Here is a 16357-nt window from a genome sequence, read left to right on the forward strand (position 1 = left end):
GCAAGGTGCGTTGACTCAGGCGGCAGAAGAGTTGACGGTCAGGCGCTAAGCTGTTATCATGACGGAAGATCGGTGCAAGAGCCATTTCAGCAGCAAGGCAACACGCTATGGATGAACCACGCACCTGGCGCGAACTGCTAGGAACCATCATCTCTGATACCCACGAGAGACAGCGCCTCGCTGAGGAGCTGGGAGTGACACCCACTACCTTGGGTCGTTGGGTCTCCAGCACTTCTGATCCCCGCCCTCAGAATCTTCGCCTGTTACTCAAGGCGCTGCCTCAATATCGCGAGCAGCTGCAGGAGCTAATTCAGGCCGAGTTTGAGGACTTCGTCACCGCTCCTTCCGAGGACTCGTCTCTTGAGATTCCCGCCGCTTTCTATGCGCGAATCTTTCGGGCCCGCGCGACGACGACCGAGGCGATGCGCTATTGGTCGCTGAGTAACCTGATTCTCCAGCAGGCGCTGGGACAGCTCGACCCCGATCATATGGGAATGGCCGTGCGCGTGGTGCGCTGTATGCCTCCCAAGGAGGGGAAAATCCGCAGCCTGCGCGAGTGGCTCGGATTGGGTACCCATCCCTGGGGGGGCGAGCTGGAACATAAGGCGATGTTCTTGAGCGCTGAGTCGCTCTCGGGCTATGTGGTGAGTTCCTGCCGCCCGAATGCCATCCAGAATATCGATGAGGAGCACTCTCTCATTCCCGCCCATCGCGACCCCCACGAGCGCAGCGCCGCCGCCCACCCCATCCTCTACGCTGGGCGCGTCGCCGGCTGCTTCCTGGTCTCCAGCACCCAACCCTATTATTTCCTCTCCCAGGCTCGCCTGACCCTCATTCAGCAATACGCAGACTTGCTGGCTCTGGCCTTCGACCCCCAGGAATTCTATGATCCCAAAGATATCGAGCTGCGAGTCATGCCCGATCAGAGCATCCAGCGGCAGTATTTCATGCAGTTCCGCCGCCGCGTCTCAGAGGTGATGATGGAGGCCACTCGCTCAGGCCACTCACTCAATAATCTGCAGGCGGAACAGTGGGTCTGGCAGGAACTGGAAGACAAGCTCCTCGAACTGTCTCTGCGGCTTAATTGAGAAGGTTCTAGCATAGAAGATCATCTATGTTCGATGACTTTATCCGGCGGGAGCAGGAAAAGGCTGAGCTTGACCCACGCTGGCGGCGCACCTGTCTGGGGAGCGGGCGCCTGAGCGTGGAGCAATCGCGTCTGCGTCTGGAGCTGGAGGCCAGCCGCCAGGGGGAGTACAGCGACGCGCAGATCGACGACTATGGTGAGCTGCCGCGGCGTGCTTTCCCCTGGCGTCCGCCGCTGCGTCTGGAAGTTCGGGCCAGCTTCTCCCATCCAGCAGCGACGCTGGCCAGCACCGCGGAGACGCCTGGGCTGCTGTGTGGGACTGCAGGCTTCGGTTTCTGGAATTATCCGTTTTCATTGCGCGGCGACGTCCTGATGCTTCCCGAGGCGGTCTGGTTCTTTTACGCCTCGCCCCCTTCCAACATGGCCCTGGTGCCGGGTATACCGGGCTGGGGATGGAAAGCGCAGGTGGTGCATGCGCTGCGTCCGGGCTTCTTGACGGCAGTCGTGCCCACGGCGCTGGCCGCTCTCTGGGGGCGGCTCAGCGGCGAGCTGGGTCCCGCGGCGCGCTGGCTGCAGCGTCTGACCGGGACCCAGGAGCGTCTGCTGGAGGAGGTTGCTTTGACAGAGTGGCATACCTACGCGCTTGAGTGGCTGTCGTCGCAGGCCCGTTTCTTCGTGGATGGCAACCTTCTCTTTACTGCCCCTGCTCCACCACTCCGTCCTCTCGGCTTCGTCGCCTGGGTAGACAACCAGTATGCCATCGCCACGCCGCGCGGTACCCTGCGCTTTGGCACGATGGCGACGGGCCGCCAGTGGCTCGATCTCGACTACGTACGGATCGAGCCCCTCTAGAGAGCCGACGAGTCTTTCGCCTCCTTGATGGGGGGCTCCAGCACCTCGTCGATGATGCCATATTCCACGGCCTCTGCGGCGCTCAGGAAGAAGTCGCGGTCGGTGTCATGCTTAATGCGCTCCAATGGCTGGCCAGTGTGCAGCTGGATGATCTCATTAAGCATGTCGCGAGTATGGAGCATTTCACGGGCATGGATCTCGATGTCACTGGCCTGGCCGCTGACGCCGCTGGCGGTCCACGGTTGATGCAGGTGAATGCGGGCATGCGGTAGAGCCCGGCGCCGTCCACGGTCCCCCGCCATTAGCAGGATGGTACCGAAGCTGGCGGCATAGCCGACACAGGTGGTGGCGATGGGGCAGGGCAGCATGCGCATGGTATCGTAAATGCCCAGTCCAGCGGTAATGACTCCGCCGGGTGAGCTGATGTAGAGGTTGATCTCTCGCTCGCTGCTCTCAGCGGCCAGAAAGAGGAGCTGGGCAATGACCAGTCCGGCCATTTGCTCCTCGATAGGGCCGTTGATCAGAATGATGCGCTCTTTGAGCAGACGAGAGTAGAGATCGTAGGCGCGCTCTCCGCGTCCCGTGGCCTCGATGACGGTTGGTACGTAAAGGGTAGCACTCATCACACTGGTCCTTTCTTGCAGTTGCCCTCTGTCTGGCCTTCGTTCCATCGGAGCTTACTCTTCTCCGGCTGTCTCTTGCCTTGATCCAAGGAGGCGACGCACAAAGTAGTAGTGCAGTTGGGTACCGCTTCCGCTGGCGCGCTCGTCGACAATGGCCTGAAGCAGCCAGCCCTCTTGCCCAAGCCTGGCCAGGCTGGCCTCGGAGAGCAGTGGCTCTTTGCGCAGATCAAGGCTGATGAGACGATACTCCCAGCGGGGAGGCTCTAGCTGATGCTCTTCATAAACAATGGGAATATGCAGGGTTGACTGGATGTGTTCTTGTGTATATGACAGGAAGGGAGCCATAGGACGTGGTAGCATGAAGGTCCTCCTTTCTCTTCTCTGGTGCAGCCTCGGCCTGATCAGGTCAGGTTCAGGTTCCTGCCTCGTCTGCTCCTCTCCTGCTGCGACGGGCAAGCAGGACAGGAGAGAACACCTTGAATATAGCAAAGTGGAGGGGTATAGTGATAGCAAAAAGCGATGCTATCAGCATAGCTGTTTACCAGGCTATGCTATCAGCATAGCTGTCGAAAGCGGCAGAGAGGCCACAGACTCCTCTGCAAGGGAGGAGCACAGAAAGGAGCGTGGGGATGGCCGATCTTCAAGAGACGCTCGGGAAGGTGATCCGCCGGGAGCGCCAGCAGCGCCGGCTGACGATGCGCGAGCTGGGAGAGCGCGCTGGTCTCTCGGAGATCTATGTCGGTGAGATTGAGCGCGGGCAGAAGTACCCCTCGGCCCGAGTGCTAGAGAGTGTGGCCGCAGCTCTTGATCTGGAGGTAGCCGAGTTATTGGAGCTGGTTGCGACCGAACTGCGCGAAGCCTCGGCGGCAGCCCGCGGCGGAACCGCCGGTCTCAGCTTCGGCTTTGGGAGACCGGAGCCTGTCCGCAGCACTATCGGCACTGAGGAGAAGAGAGCAGAGGCCAGCGACTCATTGGCTGCCCAACAGGTGTTGACGATGGCCGGCTTCAGTTCCCTGCTGCTGGCTGGACGGCTGGGAGAGGCGGCGATCCGGCGCTCACACCGCTAGGCTACGCAGTTCGGCTCGCTGCAGAGGAGGGGTTAACTGGCGCAGATGATATGGCCTTACCCTCCTCTGTTGTGTTGCGCTGGAAGGCAAACCTTGCATCAGCTTTGCATGGTGACCACTGTCTGCTAGCGGGACCAGCCACGGCTGTGCGCGTGTTGACAAGTTGGTCTGGCAGAGCCCAGCTTGAGGTAAGCGTAGACACCAGAGGCCCGATGAGAAAAATGGGTCTTCCTTTTCGTCATCAGCTTCGTCATCAGCGCCACCAGCGGCGCGGTCGATGGGCATAGTTGCCGCGACGATAGTAGTAGGGGGAGAGACGACGATAGGCGAAGGCACTCCAGATGAAGACGAGCACTGCCGCCGCCAAGACTGACGTTACCAACGGGACGCCGTTGAGATATGGCTCACCGCTGATGTGCCAGTGGAGGACACCATCAACCAGAAAGATGGCCAGCAGCCCCAGAAGAATGGCGCCGACAATGCCACCAGGGGCGTGACGACGAGCGATGAATTCTCCCACTACTCCGACAATAGCTGCAATGATGACCCAGATGATGAGCTGCTCCAGGCTGATAGTCATGTTGACATGCACCTCCTTGCTTGAGCCGGTCTCGCCCGGCTTTCCCTGGATGCTCGCTTCTACAGCATCTGGGTAAAACACGTGCTTCCCGCACCGCAAGTTTCAGGCCGCCCAAGCCACGAACGCCTCTTGCTTTCTTTCTTTATGGCTATAAGAATTGCTGGCCGTGAGCCAGAAGCACGGCTCGCGCGGCTTCTAGCTGCGGCTCGCGCACTAAAAGATAGTCGGTATCGTAGGTAGAGAGCGCAAAGACCGGAATGCCGGCCTCGGCCAGCGGCCTGAGCAGCGTGGCGAGGATCCCAGTCAAAGCAAAATCGAGGGGTCCCACGACCTTGAGTGCAGCCCAACCTGGCGCACAGGGGACACCTTCGGGCACCCACTCTTGAGGGCAAACCACCGACAGCTCATCGGCGGTCCAGGTGAGCGCCAGCAAGGACTGCCGTTCCAGGCCAGCGGCAGAGAGCCAGCTCGGCAGCGGACTGCCAGGGGCAAGCCGACAAATGGCTAACTGACGCGCGGCTACCAGCAACTGCATTGTCAAGCTCAGTCCTTTCTCTCTCGTTTTCACAGGCGGAGTCGCTCTAACGCATGGCCCCACCTGGTTGACCGGTCAGCCCCACTGAAGCGACCAGAGGGCCCAGGCCCAACCACAAGGTCAGGCGGCTTCTACGATAGCATAGCCTTTCAGTCCTGTACAGGCTCACTCATCCCTGGCATTGGATTGCAAGCAAGCGGCATCGATGTTATAGTAGTAAGAGAAGAAAGCTGCATAGCTGTACAGGTTTTCGGATACGAAAGGAGCAAGCCGCGATGACCGCCCGTCCACGAGCGCGCACGGCAAGCAGGCATACAGAGGAGGCAGATCTCTGTCAGGTGCGGGCCATTCATCCAGAGCAGGTGGAAGCCGTGCGCCAAAGTCTGCTGCCGTTAGAGAGCGCTATGCGCACAGCAGCTTTTTTTGCCGTACTCAATGATCCAACGCGCTTGCAGGTGCTCTTTGCCCTGTTGCAGGCGCCGGCTGGCGAGCTTTGCGTCTGTGACCTGGCTGCTGGCCTTGGTCGGGATGATACGACCATCTCTCACCAGCTACGTGTCCTACGCACGCAAGGTATTGTGAGTATGCGCAAGGTCGGGCGGGTGGTCTACTATCGCCTGGTTGATGACCATGTGCGACAATTGCTTGAGCTTGGCCTGGCTCACGCAAACGAGCCGGCGGGCCGGCCCGCCGCTGTCTCACAGGCGGTGGAGGTATCCGCATAACTATGCATCCTGGTCATTGTGAAGAGTCTGCGATGAAAGAAAAGATGCCTGCGCACAGCGCAAGTGGGCAGAGCCACCCAGAGCACCACTCTCACCAGGGCGATGACGGTCATGCCCATACCCATGCTCATGCTCTGCCGCGGCGGAGCCTCCGTCTGGCCTTTCTGTTGACGACGGTCATCCTGCTCAGTCAGCTCGTTGGTGGCCTGCTGGCTAACTCGTTGGCGCTCTTCTCGGAGGCCGGCCACGTGGTGACGGACCTCTTTGCGCTCGGCCTGGCCTGGTTTGCTGCAGTGCAGGCGGAACGTCCTGCCAATGCGCGCCGTACTTTCGGCTACCATCGCGTCGGCATTCTGGCCGCGCTGATCAACGCGGTGACGCTGATCGCCATCGCGGTGGTTATCCTGATCGAAGCTATCGGGCGCCTTCGCCATCCGGCTGAGGTGCAGCCGTTGGCGATGTTCGTGACACCGCTGATCGCCATCGCTATCAATCTCTTTATCAGTGTCGTGCTTCAGCGCCAGAGCCATCATAATCTGAATACGCGCGCTGCCTTACTGCACGTGCTCGGCGATGTGGGAGCCTCGCTGGCGGTGATTGCTGGCGGCCTGGTCTTGCTCCTGACCGGCTGGAGCGCGGTTGACCCGCTGCTGTCGGTAGGAATCGCCCTGCTACTGGCCCTGGGTGCCTGGCAGGTCGTGCGTGAGGCAACCGATATCCTGCTGGAGGCGGCACCGCGTGGCCTGTCGGTGACCCAGCTTGCTCACGACATGCTGCAGGTCGAGGGAGTCCGGGAGGTTCACGACCTGCATGTCTGGACAATCGCGAGCGGGATGCCAGCGCTGGCCTGCCATGCGACAATCGAGGATGGAACCCCCGCCCGCAGCGCCTCGATTCGCCGCGCGCTGACGCAGATGCTGACGGAGAAGTACCATATCGATCACGCGACGATCCAGCTCGAGTCAGAGAAGGATCGCCAGAGCTGTTGCCACGGTCAGAGCCTCTACTGTTGCCTCGATCCTTCACGAAGCCCGCGTCAGCCACAGGCCACAGGCGAGGAATAAGTGCGGGGTCAGCAGCGCGCTGACCCCAGGACTTCCAAGCAGGTTAGCTCAGCGATCTTCCAGACCGTCGGCCCCCGTCCCCAGAGAAGTGGCAGTCCTGACGGGCTTCCGTCGCCCAAGGAGCAGAAAGGCACTGAGGGCCCCCAGGCCAAGCAAGCCGATGATCGTCGCCATCGGTAGAGCTGTCTGAGACCCTGCGATGCCAACGAGCGGCGAGGCCAGCGCGCCCAGAACAAATTGGAGTAATCCAAGGAGGGCAGAGGCGCTACCGGCTGAGTGCGGATGGTCGGCCAGTGCTAAAGCGGTTGCATTGGGGAAGACCATGCCCTGGCTGGCGACGACGACGAAGAGGGCAGGCAGGATGCCGATTAGTCCGAGGCCACTGATTACCGCTAAGAAGAGACCTCCGCCGCCGAGGGCCACGGCTGTTAAGGCCCCGGCCAGCAGCTTGCGCGGCTCTACTCGCCCAACAAGCCGGCCATTGATCTGCCCCACGATGGCAATGCCCAGGGCATTCGTGCCAAAGACCAGGCTGAAGGCCTGGGGCGAGAGACCATAGATCTCCTGGGTGACAAAAGGAGAGCCAGAGATGTAGGCGAACATGGCCGCCGTCGAGAGACCTCCAGAGAGGGCATAGCCTATGAAGGATCTGTCCGCAAGTAAGCGTCGAAAGGTGCTCAGGGTCGTGCCTGGCTTGCTGCTTTGTCGTCGCTCTGGAGGTAAGGTCTCAGGGAGCCCCAGAAGGACCGCCACCCACATCAGGGCTACCAGCAGCGCAAGGAAGAGAAAGATGCCACGCCAGTTTGTAAGGCGCAGCATGAGACCACCAATGAGCGGAGCCGCTACGGGAGCAATGCCACTCACCAGCATGAGCATGGAGAAGAAACGGGCCAGGGCGATTCCGCTGTATTTGTCTCGTACGATCGCTCGGGCGATGACGATGCCCGCAGCCCCCGCCAGGCCCTGGATGAGTCTCAGGCCAATCAGGAGCGTGATCGACGGCGCGACGGTACATAAGAGGGAGGCCAAAATATAGGCAAGCAGCCCAATGAGCAATGGCCGCCGTCGCCCAAGGCTATCACTCATCGGCCCCGCTAGCAGTTGACCAAGAGCGAGGCCAACAAGACAGGCGCTTAGCGTCAGCTGGGCCGCCGCGGTGCTGGTCCCCAGGTCACGACTGAGTAGGGGCAGCGCCGGAAGATACATGTCAATCGAGAGTGGACCAAAGGCCGCTAGCGATCCCAGAATGATGATGAGCAGGATGTAACGCCACCCCGCAATGGTCTCCACTCGCTGCGTAGACTGCTCCCTCTCGTTAATTGACGGCTGTCTCATTCGCTCGATTGCTCTCTACATATACATTTATCTATTTGAAGGACAGGAGAAGAAGGAAACATTAGCTCTCGATGGTTCTTTCCACGAAGCGCTTGTGGCCGACCTTCGCCGCAGCAGTCGCCCTGAGTGGGTTGATAGCCAGGTCCTTCGGTGCTTGCTCGACTGGACGAAGATGCGCCCACCTGCTGATAGTATAGCTGAAAGAGAGGGAGCGTGTAAAAGTCCCCGGCGGGCTCAGACCTGCTGCGAGGAGACAGAAGACGGTAGCCGCCAGGCCAGAGCTCGGCACTAGAGGGTAGACCTGACCCTCTCTGAGATGGTGTGTGGTGTTTTTGGACAGCCTGCTCAGTTCAAGGAACTGCAGCCAGCGGCATGGGCCACAGTCAGGCCAGGTTCCTGCAATTTGTGAGGGGCGTTTTTATATCTCTCCTGATGCCTCTATCCCTGCTTTGCCTTTATGTCTCAGCAAATCTTCCTGCTGCTGCAGCCGCTCTAGGGCTTGCTGGTAGAGAGGCGTCGCCCAGTGGCGGGCCTCTGGCAGCCGTATCCGTGAGTACATCCAGGAAAACTTGGCGCGAACAGCTTCAGGTGTCCAGCCAGTTTGGGTATTGCTCATCATGTGAAGAAAGGGCTGGACGTTGACCTCCAGGAAGCTGAGGCTGTCCGCCGCCTGAACCCAATCCGCTTCGGGCCATCCTCCTAGCTCGTGCACGCGGATCAGGGCCATTACCTCTTCTATCAGGTCGGCTGGTGCCTGTTGTTCACGCAAAAAGTCGCCCACGATGCGCGCTGAGCGCTCGGAATGCGCTTGTAGATACAGCGGGTCATCTGCTCCACGCGAGAGATCTTGCTTTGGGCTATCGGGTCCAGGGAAGGCTCGCTCCATGTCGTGAGTCAGGGCCGCCAGGAGCATGGCCTCCGAGGCTTCCGGGTTGATGCGCCTGAGCCACTCCTCTGCTTTGAGCAGGTGCAGAGCCTGCCCACCGGCATGCTCCTTGACCCAGGAGCGAGCGCCTGCTAGTAAGTTCTCCATCGATGGTCTCGCCCTTTCCTTATCAGCGGAAGCAAGAAAACACTGCTCATTATTTCTAAGCGTAAACCCCTCTGTCAAGCTCGCTCGGGTGCTGGTGTTACCGCTCGCACCCTGAGCCTGCCAGCGATCTCCGGGCCTCAACGGAAGGTCTCCAGGCCTTTGCTGATGGTGGCAGTTTTATCACTTATCACCATTGAGCTTCATTGCTAGCCCAGAAGCTTTTAGCCGATGCCGCGCAGCGCCTAGCCTCCCTGTCTCTGGTCAGTTGACACCCTATTTTATCCATGCTACCATCAACGGCAAGATTGGTCCTTTATCATTATATTCTCTATCAAAGTGCATGAGTATGGCGGCTGTTGAAGGAAAATTGCGTAGATTGGCCCTTCTGGAGAAGTGGAACCTGGTCGCGCTCGGCCTTATTCTGGCTGGGGTCAGCCTGCGCCTGATGCTGCTCAAGCAGCACTGGCCCTGGACCGATAGCGATGAGGGGGTCTTCGGCCTGATGGCGCGCCATATTGCCTATCAGGGTGAGCACCCAACATTCATGTATGGTTCGTTCTATATGGGACCGCTCCAGGCTTACCTGGGCGCTGCTTTCTTTCATCTGTTCGGGTCATCGCTTCTCGCTCTGCGACTTGGCCTGGTAATGCTCTTTGTTCTCTTTCTAGTTGCTCTCTATCTTCTGGTCCGTACACTGTATACACCAGGGCTGGGTTTGCTGACGCTGACGCTGCTGAGCCTTGGCTCACCTTATATGCTCACCTATCAATTGCGCTCCTATGGGGGCTATCTGGAGATCCTGCTCTGCGGCACGCTGGCCCTCCTGATCGCTACCTGGTTAGCACTTTCCACCAGCTCTACGCTCTCGTGGCGCCGCCTCTTGCTCCGCTGTGGGGGTTACCTGGCCTGGGGCATCGTGGTGGGCCTGGGCCTCTGGAGCGATATGCTTATCTTACCGCTGCTGGGCCTCTCTGGTCTGTTGATCGTACTTTTCTGCTGGCGTGAGTTGGTACGCCTGTTCCCCATTGTTTGCATGCTGGGCGGCCTGGCCCTGGGAATGTGGCCGCTGCTGGCCTACAATCTGCACGCACCACCAGGTCTTGATACGCTTAGCGCTGTGACTGTGCAACAACAAGGACCAGTGCCGCTGCACTATACACCAGCCCTGGTCTGGCAGCAGATTAAGGCTACTATCCTGCTCTCTCTGCCCACGATTAGCGGTAACCCTTTTTGTCCAGTCAGCGAAGTGCCGGTCCTGCGAGACCCCACCAGCGCCCCTACGCTGGCTTGCCGGTTGATCCATCTCGGCTGGGGTACTGGCTATTTGTTGCTCTTTCTCGTCGCCCTGGGGCTGGCCGGTTGGGATCTGTGGCGTCTCGGACGGCGCCCCCGTCTGGAGAGCAAGGCCGATCTGCAGGCTGACCTGGTCCGGGCCAGTGCCCGCCTGCTGCTGTTGATCGCCGCCGCCATCACCCTGGTGCTCTTCATTCATAGTCTCGCGCCACTCAAGTGGCCCTCTCTTCACGGGCGCTATCTGATCATTTTTTGGATTGCGCTTCCCGCAATCCTCTGGCCCCTCTGGCAGGGCGCACGGGCCACGTGGTCTTTTCTGCCCAGGTTGCACCAGCCTGGTCGTGCGATCTGCCTCGCTCTGCTGCTGTTACTGTTGCTCTTCTATGGGATTGGTACGGCCCAGGCTTTTAGTCAAACTTCCACAGCTCAGGTGTATTATCAACAGGATATGGCTTTTGTACATCGACTGGAGGAGCTGGGCGTGACCCACTTCTATAGCGATTATTGGACCTGCTACAAGGTGGCTTTTCTCAGCCAGGAGCGCTTGACCTGTGGGGTTGTCAATCAGCAGCTGCAGCCGGGCTATATTCGCTACTGGCCCTATTACTGGGCTACCCACTCCGATCGTCAGGCGGCTTACGTGCTGCCACGTGGCGACTACGAGGTCGCTCTACAAGGGTTGCTGACCCAGCAGAACCGGCGCTATCGTCTGACGCTCTACGGAGATTACTGTATTGTGCAACCAGAGGGCTAACAACCCTGGCTGCGTAGCCCATAGAATTCCCCTGTCCATCCCCATGCTCAGCTACAGGAGCTTCTCGTTTGCCGATCCTGCAGGGGTGGCCAGCCTTGACCTGCCGGGTCGACCCCGACCGCTTTCGCCTGTGGGAAGGGAGCCGCTGGCAGAGTTCAGACGTCGCTGCCTGCTACCACGGGCGAAGCAGGCCCGCCTGCCTGTCCTTTAAGGGCAGGAAGGGAGCAGATCCGGTGCCAGGTAAGCGCGGCGTCGTTATCCGCGAGCGATCGCCCAATTGAATAAAGCGCGCAGGCAAGAGAAGCGGTCTCTGTCAACTGTAAGCACAGCCAGGGCCCTCGTTCGCTCTTGCCTCCTGCAGAAACAGCCGTGTACCATCTCAGCTGATGATTTTTCCTCCAAGCGAGCTAACAATATGAGCTATGACTCGCTGCTTGTCGGCGACGGCGAGGCTCGTTCCAGCAAAGAGCTGTCGAGCTATGCCAGGAGGGGGGTTCGTCTCCGTTGCTGAGATCAGAAGAAGGAGGTATCAATTGCACCAACGCCTTTCTGAGCTGGCTCCGATCGATCTCCATTTGCACACGACCTGGAGCGATGGGCGCTGGACTGCAGCAGATCTTTTAGCCCACGTCCGCGAGCGGGGTTTTAAGCTGATTGCCGTCACGGATCACGACCGGGTTGATATGATTCCCCAGCTGCAGCACCTGGCGAGAGAGCAGGGGGTGGCCGTCCTCAACGGGGTCGAGATCAGCGCTGCCTGGCAAGGCCAGATGGCCGATGTGCTTGGCTACGGTTTTGATCCTGAGCAGCCGGACCTGCGGCGGCTGGTGGAGGAAGTACGTGAGGGGCAGCGAGCTAACGCAGAGGAGGTTTATGCTGAGCTGCTCCGTCGCGGCTACTCCTTTCCTGAGCGGGAAAGGCTCCTTGCAGCACAGGAGAACCGGCTGCGAGTCGCTGGCGACTGCGGGCTTCTCCTGTTGAAGCATGGCTATGTCTCCAGTTGGCAAGAGGCCCTCGCCGTGATTCGTGACGCGGGCTATCGGGAGATTAAGGTGGATCTGGCGGCGGCAGTCAACGCGCTCCACCGCAGTGGGGGCCTGGCCTTGATTGCTCATCCGGGCCGCGGTCTGCGTGAGCCGGCAGAGTTCACTTTCTACAGCCCTGAGCTACTGGATCGGGTACGGGCAGAGGTCGCCTTCGATGGGATAGAGGTCTGCTATCCCACCCACGGGCCGGAGCTGGAGACGATCTATGAAGCGTATGTCCGGCGTCATGGACTGGTGATGAGCGCCGGCTCGGATTCGCATGGTCCCCCCGGTCGTCTGCCTGTCGGTTACCCGGCCTGGCGCTGCCGGGCGCTATTGGAGCGGCTAGGGATCACGGTCGAGCCGGAGGCAGCAGCCGCCGACAGCTAAAGGGAGAGAGGAGACTGTCCTCCTGCTCGCCAGGCATTTCACCGCACACAGGCAATCATCAGGCAAGGTGGTGCCGGGAATAGGGACGATCGGGTGATAAGATGATGATGGCCACGATGCCACTTCCTCTTTGGTTACCAGACCTGGCCTCTGCAGAAGAGAACAATAAGGCGACCGCTAGCGCTTCGGCGGGATGGTCACAATGTGGCGCTGGCAGGGTTCACTTTCTACGAAGGTAGGAGCTGGCGGCGGCAGTGAGGCTTTCACTAAAGTCTATCAGCATCGATGAGTAGGAGTAGCAACATGAGCGAATGCATTGTCGAAACTCGCTACGGAAAGGTTCAGGGCTATCAGCAAGGCGCCATCTGCGTCTGGAAGGGTATTCCTTTTGCCCGACCTCCGCTGGGGGCCAGGCGCTTCCGCCCCCCTGAGCCACCTGAACCGTGGACGGGTGTGCGTCCGACGACAGCCTTTAGTCCGATGGCTCCCCAGGTTGCCGAGATGGGGGCCAGTATGGTTGGAGCCATCGGGGCCGAGCGCGTTGTCGATCCGCGCCCGATCAGCGAAGACTGCCTCTATCTGAATATCTGGTCCCCCGCTGCGGATGAGGGGAAGCGCCCGGTGATGGTCTATATTCACGGCGGGGCCTTTACCATCGGCTCGGCCTCCGACCCGTGGTACGACGGCACGTCGTTTGCAGAGCGTCACAATATCGTGGTGGTTTCGCTCAATTACCGGCTGGGAATTCTGGGCTTCGTCTATCTTAAGGAGCTAGCCGGAGCCGGCTCCAGCTACAGTGGCAACTGTGGCCTGCTCGATCAGATCGCCGCGCTGCGCTGGGTACGCGAGAATATTGCAGCCTTTGGCGGTGATCCTGAGAATGTGACAGTGATGGGCGAATCGGCAGGGGCCATGAGTATCGCCGCGCTGCTGGGGATGCCAGCAGCGCGCGGCCTTTTTCAGCGAGCGATTCTGCAGAGCGGCGCCGCTGGCGATCTGCCTACTGGCGCCGAGGCCACGCGTGTGGCTCAGGCTCTGCTGAGCAAGCTTGGTCTCTCACAGGTCGAGGCCCTGGCCGAGGTGCCGCTAGAGGCTCTGCTCAAGGTTCAGCCGGAGCTGGGACAGGAGTTCGGTGGCGTCCGCGCTTTTAGCCCGGTCATCGATGGGGAGACGCTGCCGCGGCATCCGCTGGAGATGCTGGCCCAGGGTCTGGCCAGAGATGTGACTGTATTGGCAGGAACGAATCGCGATGAGTGGCGGCTGTTTGCGCTGATGGGCGGCGGAGCACAGATCAACGAGGCTTTGCTCAGACGTCTCTTTGGCGATGCCGCTCAGCAGGTGCTCGCACGCTATACGGAGGCACGCGAGGACCACTCTCCCGAGCTGGCCTGGATCGACCTGATGGGTGATCTCGTTTTTCGTATTCCGGCTCTTCGCTTAGCAGAAGCCCAGGTTCGACAGGGAGCACCTGTCTGGGTGTACCGCTTTGATTGGAAGTCACCCGCCTTTGGTGGGGCGCTGGGGGCCGCGCATGCGATGGATATTCCCTTTGTCTTCAATACGCTTGATGTGGGACTCTCACGCCTGTTTACAGGCACAGCTCCCAGTCGGCAGACCTTGGCCGATCTCATGCATGCCGCCTGGGCAGCCTTCATTCGCGATGGGAATCCGCACCTTCCTGCTCTACCAGCGTGGCCACGCTACGATCTGGAACGGCGCGCAACGCTGATTTGGGATGAGGTACCTTCTCTGGCGGAGGACCCCCAGGGGGAGCTACGAGCACTCTGGGAAGGGGTCAGGCTGATCTCGGAAGCTTGATCGCCAGTCGGCAGCCAGGCCAGAGAGGTCTTCCCCGGCAAGGCCGGATCAGTTGATTGCCACCAGCCTGCGCGAGGCGAGTGTGTTGCGTGCCTCGCCTCGCGCTTTTCGGCAGCCCGCTCCGTTCTGGCCCAGAAGGCCCGGCTTCTCTGCCCGCTCCGGGCAGCGATTCCTTAGCTAGCTGCCGGCTTCTGGCCATAAGCAATAGCAAAGCTCCATTTTGTCTGCAGCTCATTCCATTCCTGACCTGCCCTCTCGATAAGGCTCCGTACCTCTTGCTCTGCTAGCTGGAAACGGGCCGCAATGGGGACACTAATCGCCTTCCAGGTTTCTCGGGCATCAAGAGAGAGGAGAGAGCCAAGGCGTCCACCCCAGTCGCCGAGGGGAACTTGAATGCGCTGAGACTTGACCTGTAATAAGCCCGCCTCCTCTAGATAGCGGTCCAGCGAGCGCATCACTTCGCCTTCGCTATCGAGACCACGCAGAGCAGTCAGCTGACCGGCCAGCTCAAGAAAGCGCTCGGTCGCAGGTCCAGCAGGAACAAAGTTGCTTACATGGATGCTGAATTCAACGAGTTCGATCCAGCCGCCAGGGGCGGTGACGCGCGCCAGCTCCTGCACTACCCCCGGCCAGGCAGCGAGAGGCACAGCCGCTAGCAGAAAGCGCTGATGGACAAAATCGAACCAATTGCTGTCAAACGGAAGCCCTTCGAGCACATCGCCCTTCACAAAACGATAGTTCGCTGGCGGCGAACTACTTACCTTGGTCTGCTCCACGTCCAGCCCCACTACTGCCGCCTCCGGGAACTCCTGGGCCAGCTCGATGGCCCACTGCCCCGTCCCACAACCAACGTCCAGAATGCGACGCGGTTGCTTGATCGGCGCCAGATAGTTGCCCCGCATGAGACTACGCAGCACATAGTGTTGAAAATCAAGGCGATTGACCTCTCCCAGGTCCTTCGGCAACAAGTAGGGCTGCTCCTGCAAATAGCGCCGACTCCCCTGCAAACGCGGCAAGGCTACCTCACCAAGAGACCGGCGCGGCGGACGATTCACCAGCTCCGCCTCGCTGGCAGTCGCTCTGGCTCGACGGCGGAAGAACCACCAGGGCATCTACTCCTCCTTTCTGCCCCGTACTCTCAGGAAAACAGAAGATCCTCCTGTTGGTGCCATTGCTCGCCCCAGGCGGCGATTCTTTAGCTAGCTGCCGGCTTCTGCCCATAGGCAACAGCCAGGGAGTAGGAAGTCTTCAGCTCATTCCATTCTTGACTAGCCTGATCCAGCCAATTGAGCACCTCTTGCTCAGAGAGGCCAAAGCGGGCAGCAACAGGAGCGCTGACAGCCTTAATTCCCTCACGTACATCGATAGCCATCAATGAACCCAGGCGCCCACCCCACTCGCCGACCGGAATCTCGAGCGGATAGCGATGGACGTTGATCAGACCTGCCCCTAACAGATAGCGGTCTAGCGAGCGCATTACTTCGCCTTCGCTATCGAGGCCGCGCAGAGCCGCAAGCTGTCCAATCAGGCCGATCAGCTGCTGGGTAGCTGGGCCTGCAGGGGAGAAGCTGCTAGAGCTAGGGCTTCCTTCAACGAGTTCGATCCAGCCGCCAGGGGCGGTGACGCGCGCCAGCTCCTGCACTACCCCCGGCCAGGCAGATAAAGGAATAGCCAGGAAGAGGAGACGCTGATGGACAAAATCGAACCAGTTGCTGTCAAACGGAAGCCCTTCGAGCACATCGCCCTTCACAAAACGATAGTTCGCTGGCGGCGAACTACTTACCTTGGTCTGCTCCACGTCCAGCCCCACCACTGCCGCCTCCGGGAACTCCTGGGCCAGCTCGATGGCCCACTGCCCCGTCCCACAACCAACGTCCAGAATGCGACGCGGTTGCTTGATCGGCGCCAGATAGTTGCCCCGCATGAGACTACGCAGCACATAGTGTTGAAAATCAAGGCGATTGACCTCTCCCAGGTCCTTCGGCAACAAGTAGGGCTGCTCCTGCAAATAGCGCCGACTCCCCTGCAAACGCGGCAAGGCTACCTCACCAAGAGACCGGCGCGGCGGACGACTCACCAGCTCCGCCTCGCTGGCAGTCGCTCTGGCTCGACGGCGGAAGAACCACCAGGGCATCTACTCCTCCTTTCTGCCCCGTACTCTCAGGAAAACAGAAGA

General features: G+C 60.1%; 16 protein-coding genes. 8 read left to right on the top strand and 8 right to left on the bottom strand.

Going from position 1 to position 16357, the window contains the following annotated elements; genetic code table 11:
• Positions 1 to 107: 107 nt before the first annotated feature.
• A complete protein-coding gene (locus N688_RS10465; RefSeq protein WP_052889226.1) occupies positions 108 to 1088 on the top strand; it encodes a GAF domain-containing protein in 981 nt (326 codons plus the stop codon).
• Positions 1089 to 1114: 26 nt separating this feature from the next.
• A complete protein-coding gene (locus N688_RS10470; RefSeq protein WP_052889227.1) occupies positions 1115 to 1939 on the top strand; it encodes a hypothetical protein in 825 nt (274 codons plus the stop codon).
• Here the strand turns inward: N688_RS10470 and N688_RS10475 are convergent.
• Positions 1936 to 2562 (bottom strand): ATP-dependent Clp protease proteolytic subunit, encoded by a 627-nt coding sequence (locus N688_RS10475; RefSeq protein WP_052889228.1) that lies wholly within the window; start codon positions 2560 to 2562, stop codon positions 1936 to 1938. The genes N688_RS10470 and N688_RS10475 overlap by 4 nt on opposite strands.
• Before the next feature lie 54 nt (positions 2563 to 2616).
• Positions 2617 to 2922: a hypothetical protein gene (locus N688_RS10480; RefSeq protein WP_052889229.1), complete on the bottom strand. Its 306-nt coding sequence runs from the start codon at positions 2920 to 2922 to the stop codon at positions 2617 to 2619.
• Positions 2923 to 3191: 269 nt separating this feature from the next.
• Between N688_RS10480 and N688_RS10485 the strand changes: the two genes are divergently transcribed.
• Positions 3192 to 3629, top strand: a complete 438-nt coding sequence (locus tag N688_RS10485; RefSeq protein ID WP_052889230.1) for a helix-turn-helix domain-containing protein — start codon at positions 3192 to 3194, stop codon at positions 3627 to 3629.
• A 253-nt stretch (positions 3630 to 3882) separates the two neighbouring features.
• Here N688_RS10485 and N688_RS10490 read toward each other — a convergent pair whose 3' ends face one another.
• Both N688_RS10490 and N688_RS10495 read right to left on the bottom strand, forming a co-directional pair.
• The gene (locus tag N688_RS10490; RefSeq protein WP_052889231.1) at positions 3883 to 4209 is read right to left on the bottom strand and encodes a hypothetical protein; all 327 of its coding nucleotides are present in this window, start codon (positions 4207 to 4209) and stop codon (positions 3883 to 3885) included.
• A 148-nt stretch (positions 4210 to 4357) separates the two neighbouring features.
• Positions 4358 to 4744, bottom strand: coding sequence for an ACT domain-containing protein (locus tag N688_RS10495; protein ID WP_052889232.1), 387 nt, complete (start codon positions 4742 to 4744; stop codon positions 4358 to 4360).
• A gap of 275 nt (positions 4745 to 5019) precedes the next feature.
• Between N688_RS10495 and N688_RS10500 the strand changes: the two genes are divergently transcribed.
• Positions 5020 to 5469 carry an ArsR/SmtB family transcription factor gene (locus tag N688_RS10500; protein WP_052889233.1) on the top strand — a complete coding sequence of 150 codons (450 nt, stop codon included), beginning with the start codon at positions 5020 to 5022 and terminating at the stop codon, positions 5467 to 5469.
• Positions 5470 to 5501: 32 nt separating this feature from the next.
• A complete protein-coding gene (locus N688_RS10505; protein ID WP_162179532.1) occupies positions 5502 to 6533 on the top strand; it encodes a cation diffusion facilitator family transporter in 1032 nt (343 codons plus the stop codon).
• Between the two features lie 48 nt (positions 6534 to 6581).
• Here N688_RS10505 and N688_RS10510 read toward each other — a convergent pair whose 3' ends face one another.
• Positions 6582 to 7868, bottom strand: coding sequence for a Bcr/CflA family multidrug efflux MFS transporter (locus tag N688_RS10510; RefSeq protein ID WP_052889234.1), 1287 nt, complete (start codon positions 7866 to 7868; stop codon positions 6582 to 6584).
• Positions 7869 to 8286: 418 nt separating this feature from the next.
• Positions 8287 to 8901, bottom strand: a complete 615-nt coding sequence (locus N688_RS10520) for a DUF4202 family protein (protein ID WP_052889236.1) — start codon at positions 8899 to 8901, stop codon at positions 8287 to 8289.
• Positions 8902 to 9247: 346 nt separating this feature from the next.
• On the opposite strand from N688_RS10520, the gene N688_RS10525 reads away from it, so the two are divergent.
• The 3 genes from N688_RS10525 (at position 9248) to N688_RS10535 (ending at position 14181) form a co-directional block, all read left to right on the top strand.
• A complete protein-coding gene (locus tag N688_RS10525) occupies positions 9248 to 10948 on the top strand; it encodes an ArnT family glycosyltransferase (protein WP_156025380.1) in 1701 nt (566 codons plus the stop codon).
• Between the two features lie 533 nt (positions 10949 to 11481).
• A complete protein-coding gene (locus N688_RS10530) occupies positions 11482 to 12363 on the top strand; it encodes a PHP domain-containing protein (RefSeq protein WP_052889238.1) in 882 nt (293 codons plus the stop codon).
• Positions 12364 to 12666: 303 nt separating this feature from the next.
• Positions 12667 to 14181: a carboxylesterase/lipase family protein gene (locus N688_RS10535; RefSeq protein ID WP_162179533.1), complete on the top strand. Its 1515-nt coding sequence runs from the start codon at positions 12667 to 12669 to the stop codon at positions 14179 to 14181.
• Between the two features lie 173 nt (positions 14182 to 14354).
• Here N688_RS10535 and N688_RS10540 read toward each other — a convergent pair whose 3' ends face one another.
• The gene (locus N688_RS10540; protein WP_052889240.1) at positions 14355 to 15293 is read right to left on the bottom strand and encodes a class I SAM-dependent methyltransferase; all 939 of its coding nucleotides are present in this window, start codon (positions 15291 to 15293) and stop codon (positions 14355 to 14357) included.
• An 83-nt stretch (positions 15294 to 15376) separates the two neighbouring features.
• Complete coding sequence (locus N688_RS10545; protein WP_052889241.1) at positions 15377 to 16315, bottom strand: class I SAM-dependent methyltransferase; 939 nt, start codon at positions 16313 to 16315, stop codon at positions 15377 to 15379.
• Positions 16316 to 16357 lie beyond the last annotated feature (42 nt).

Source organism: Thermogemmatispora carboxidivorans (genome assembly GCF_000702505.1).
GTDB classification, from domain to species: Bacteria; Chloroflexota; Ktedonobacteria; order Ktedonobacterales; family Ktedonobacteraceae; genus Thermogemmatispora; species Thermogemmatispora carboxidivorans.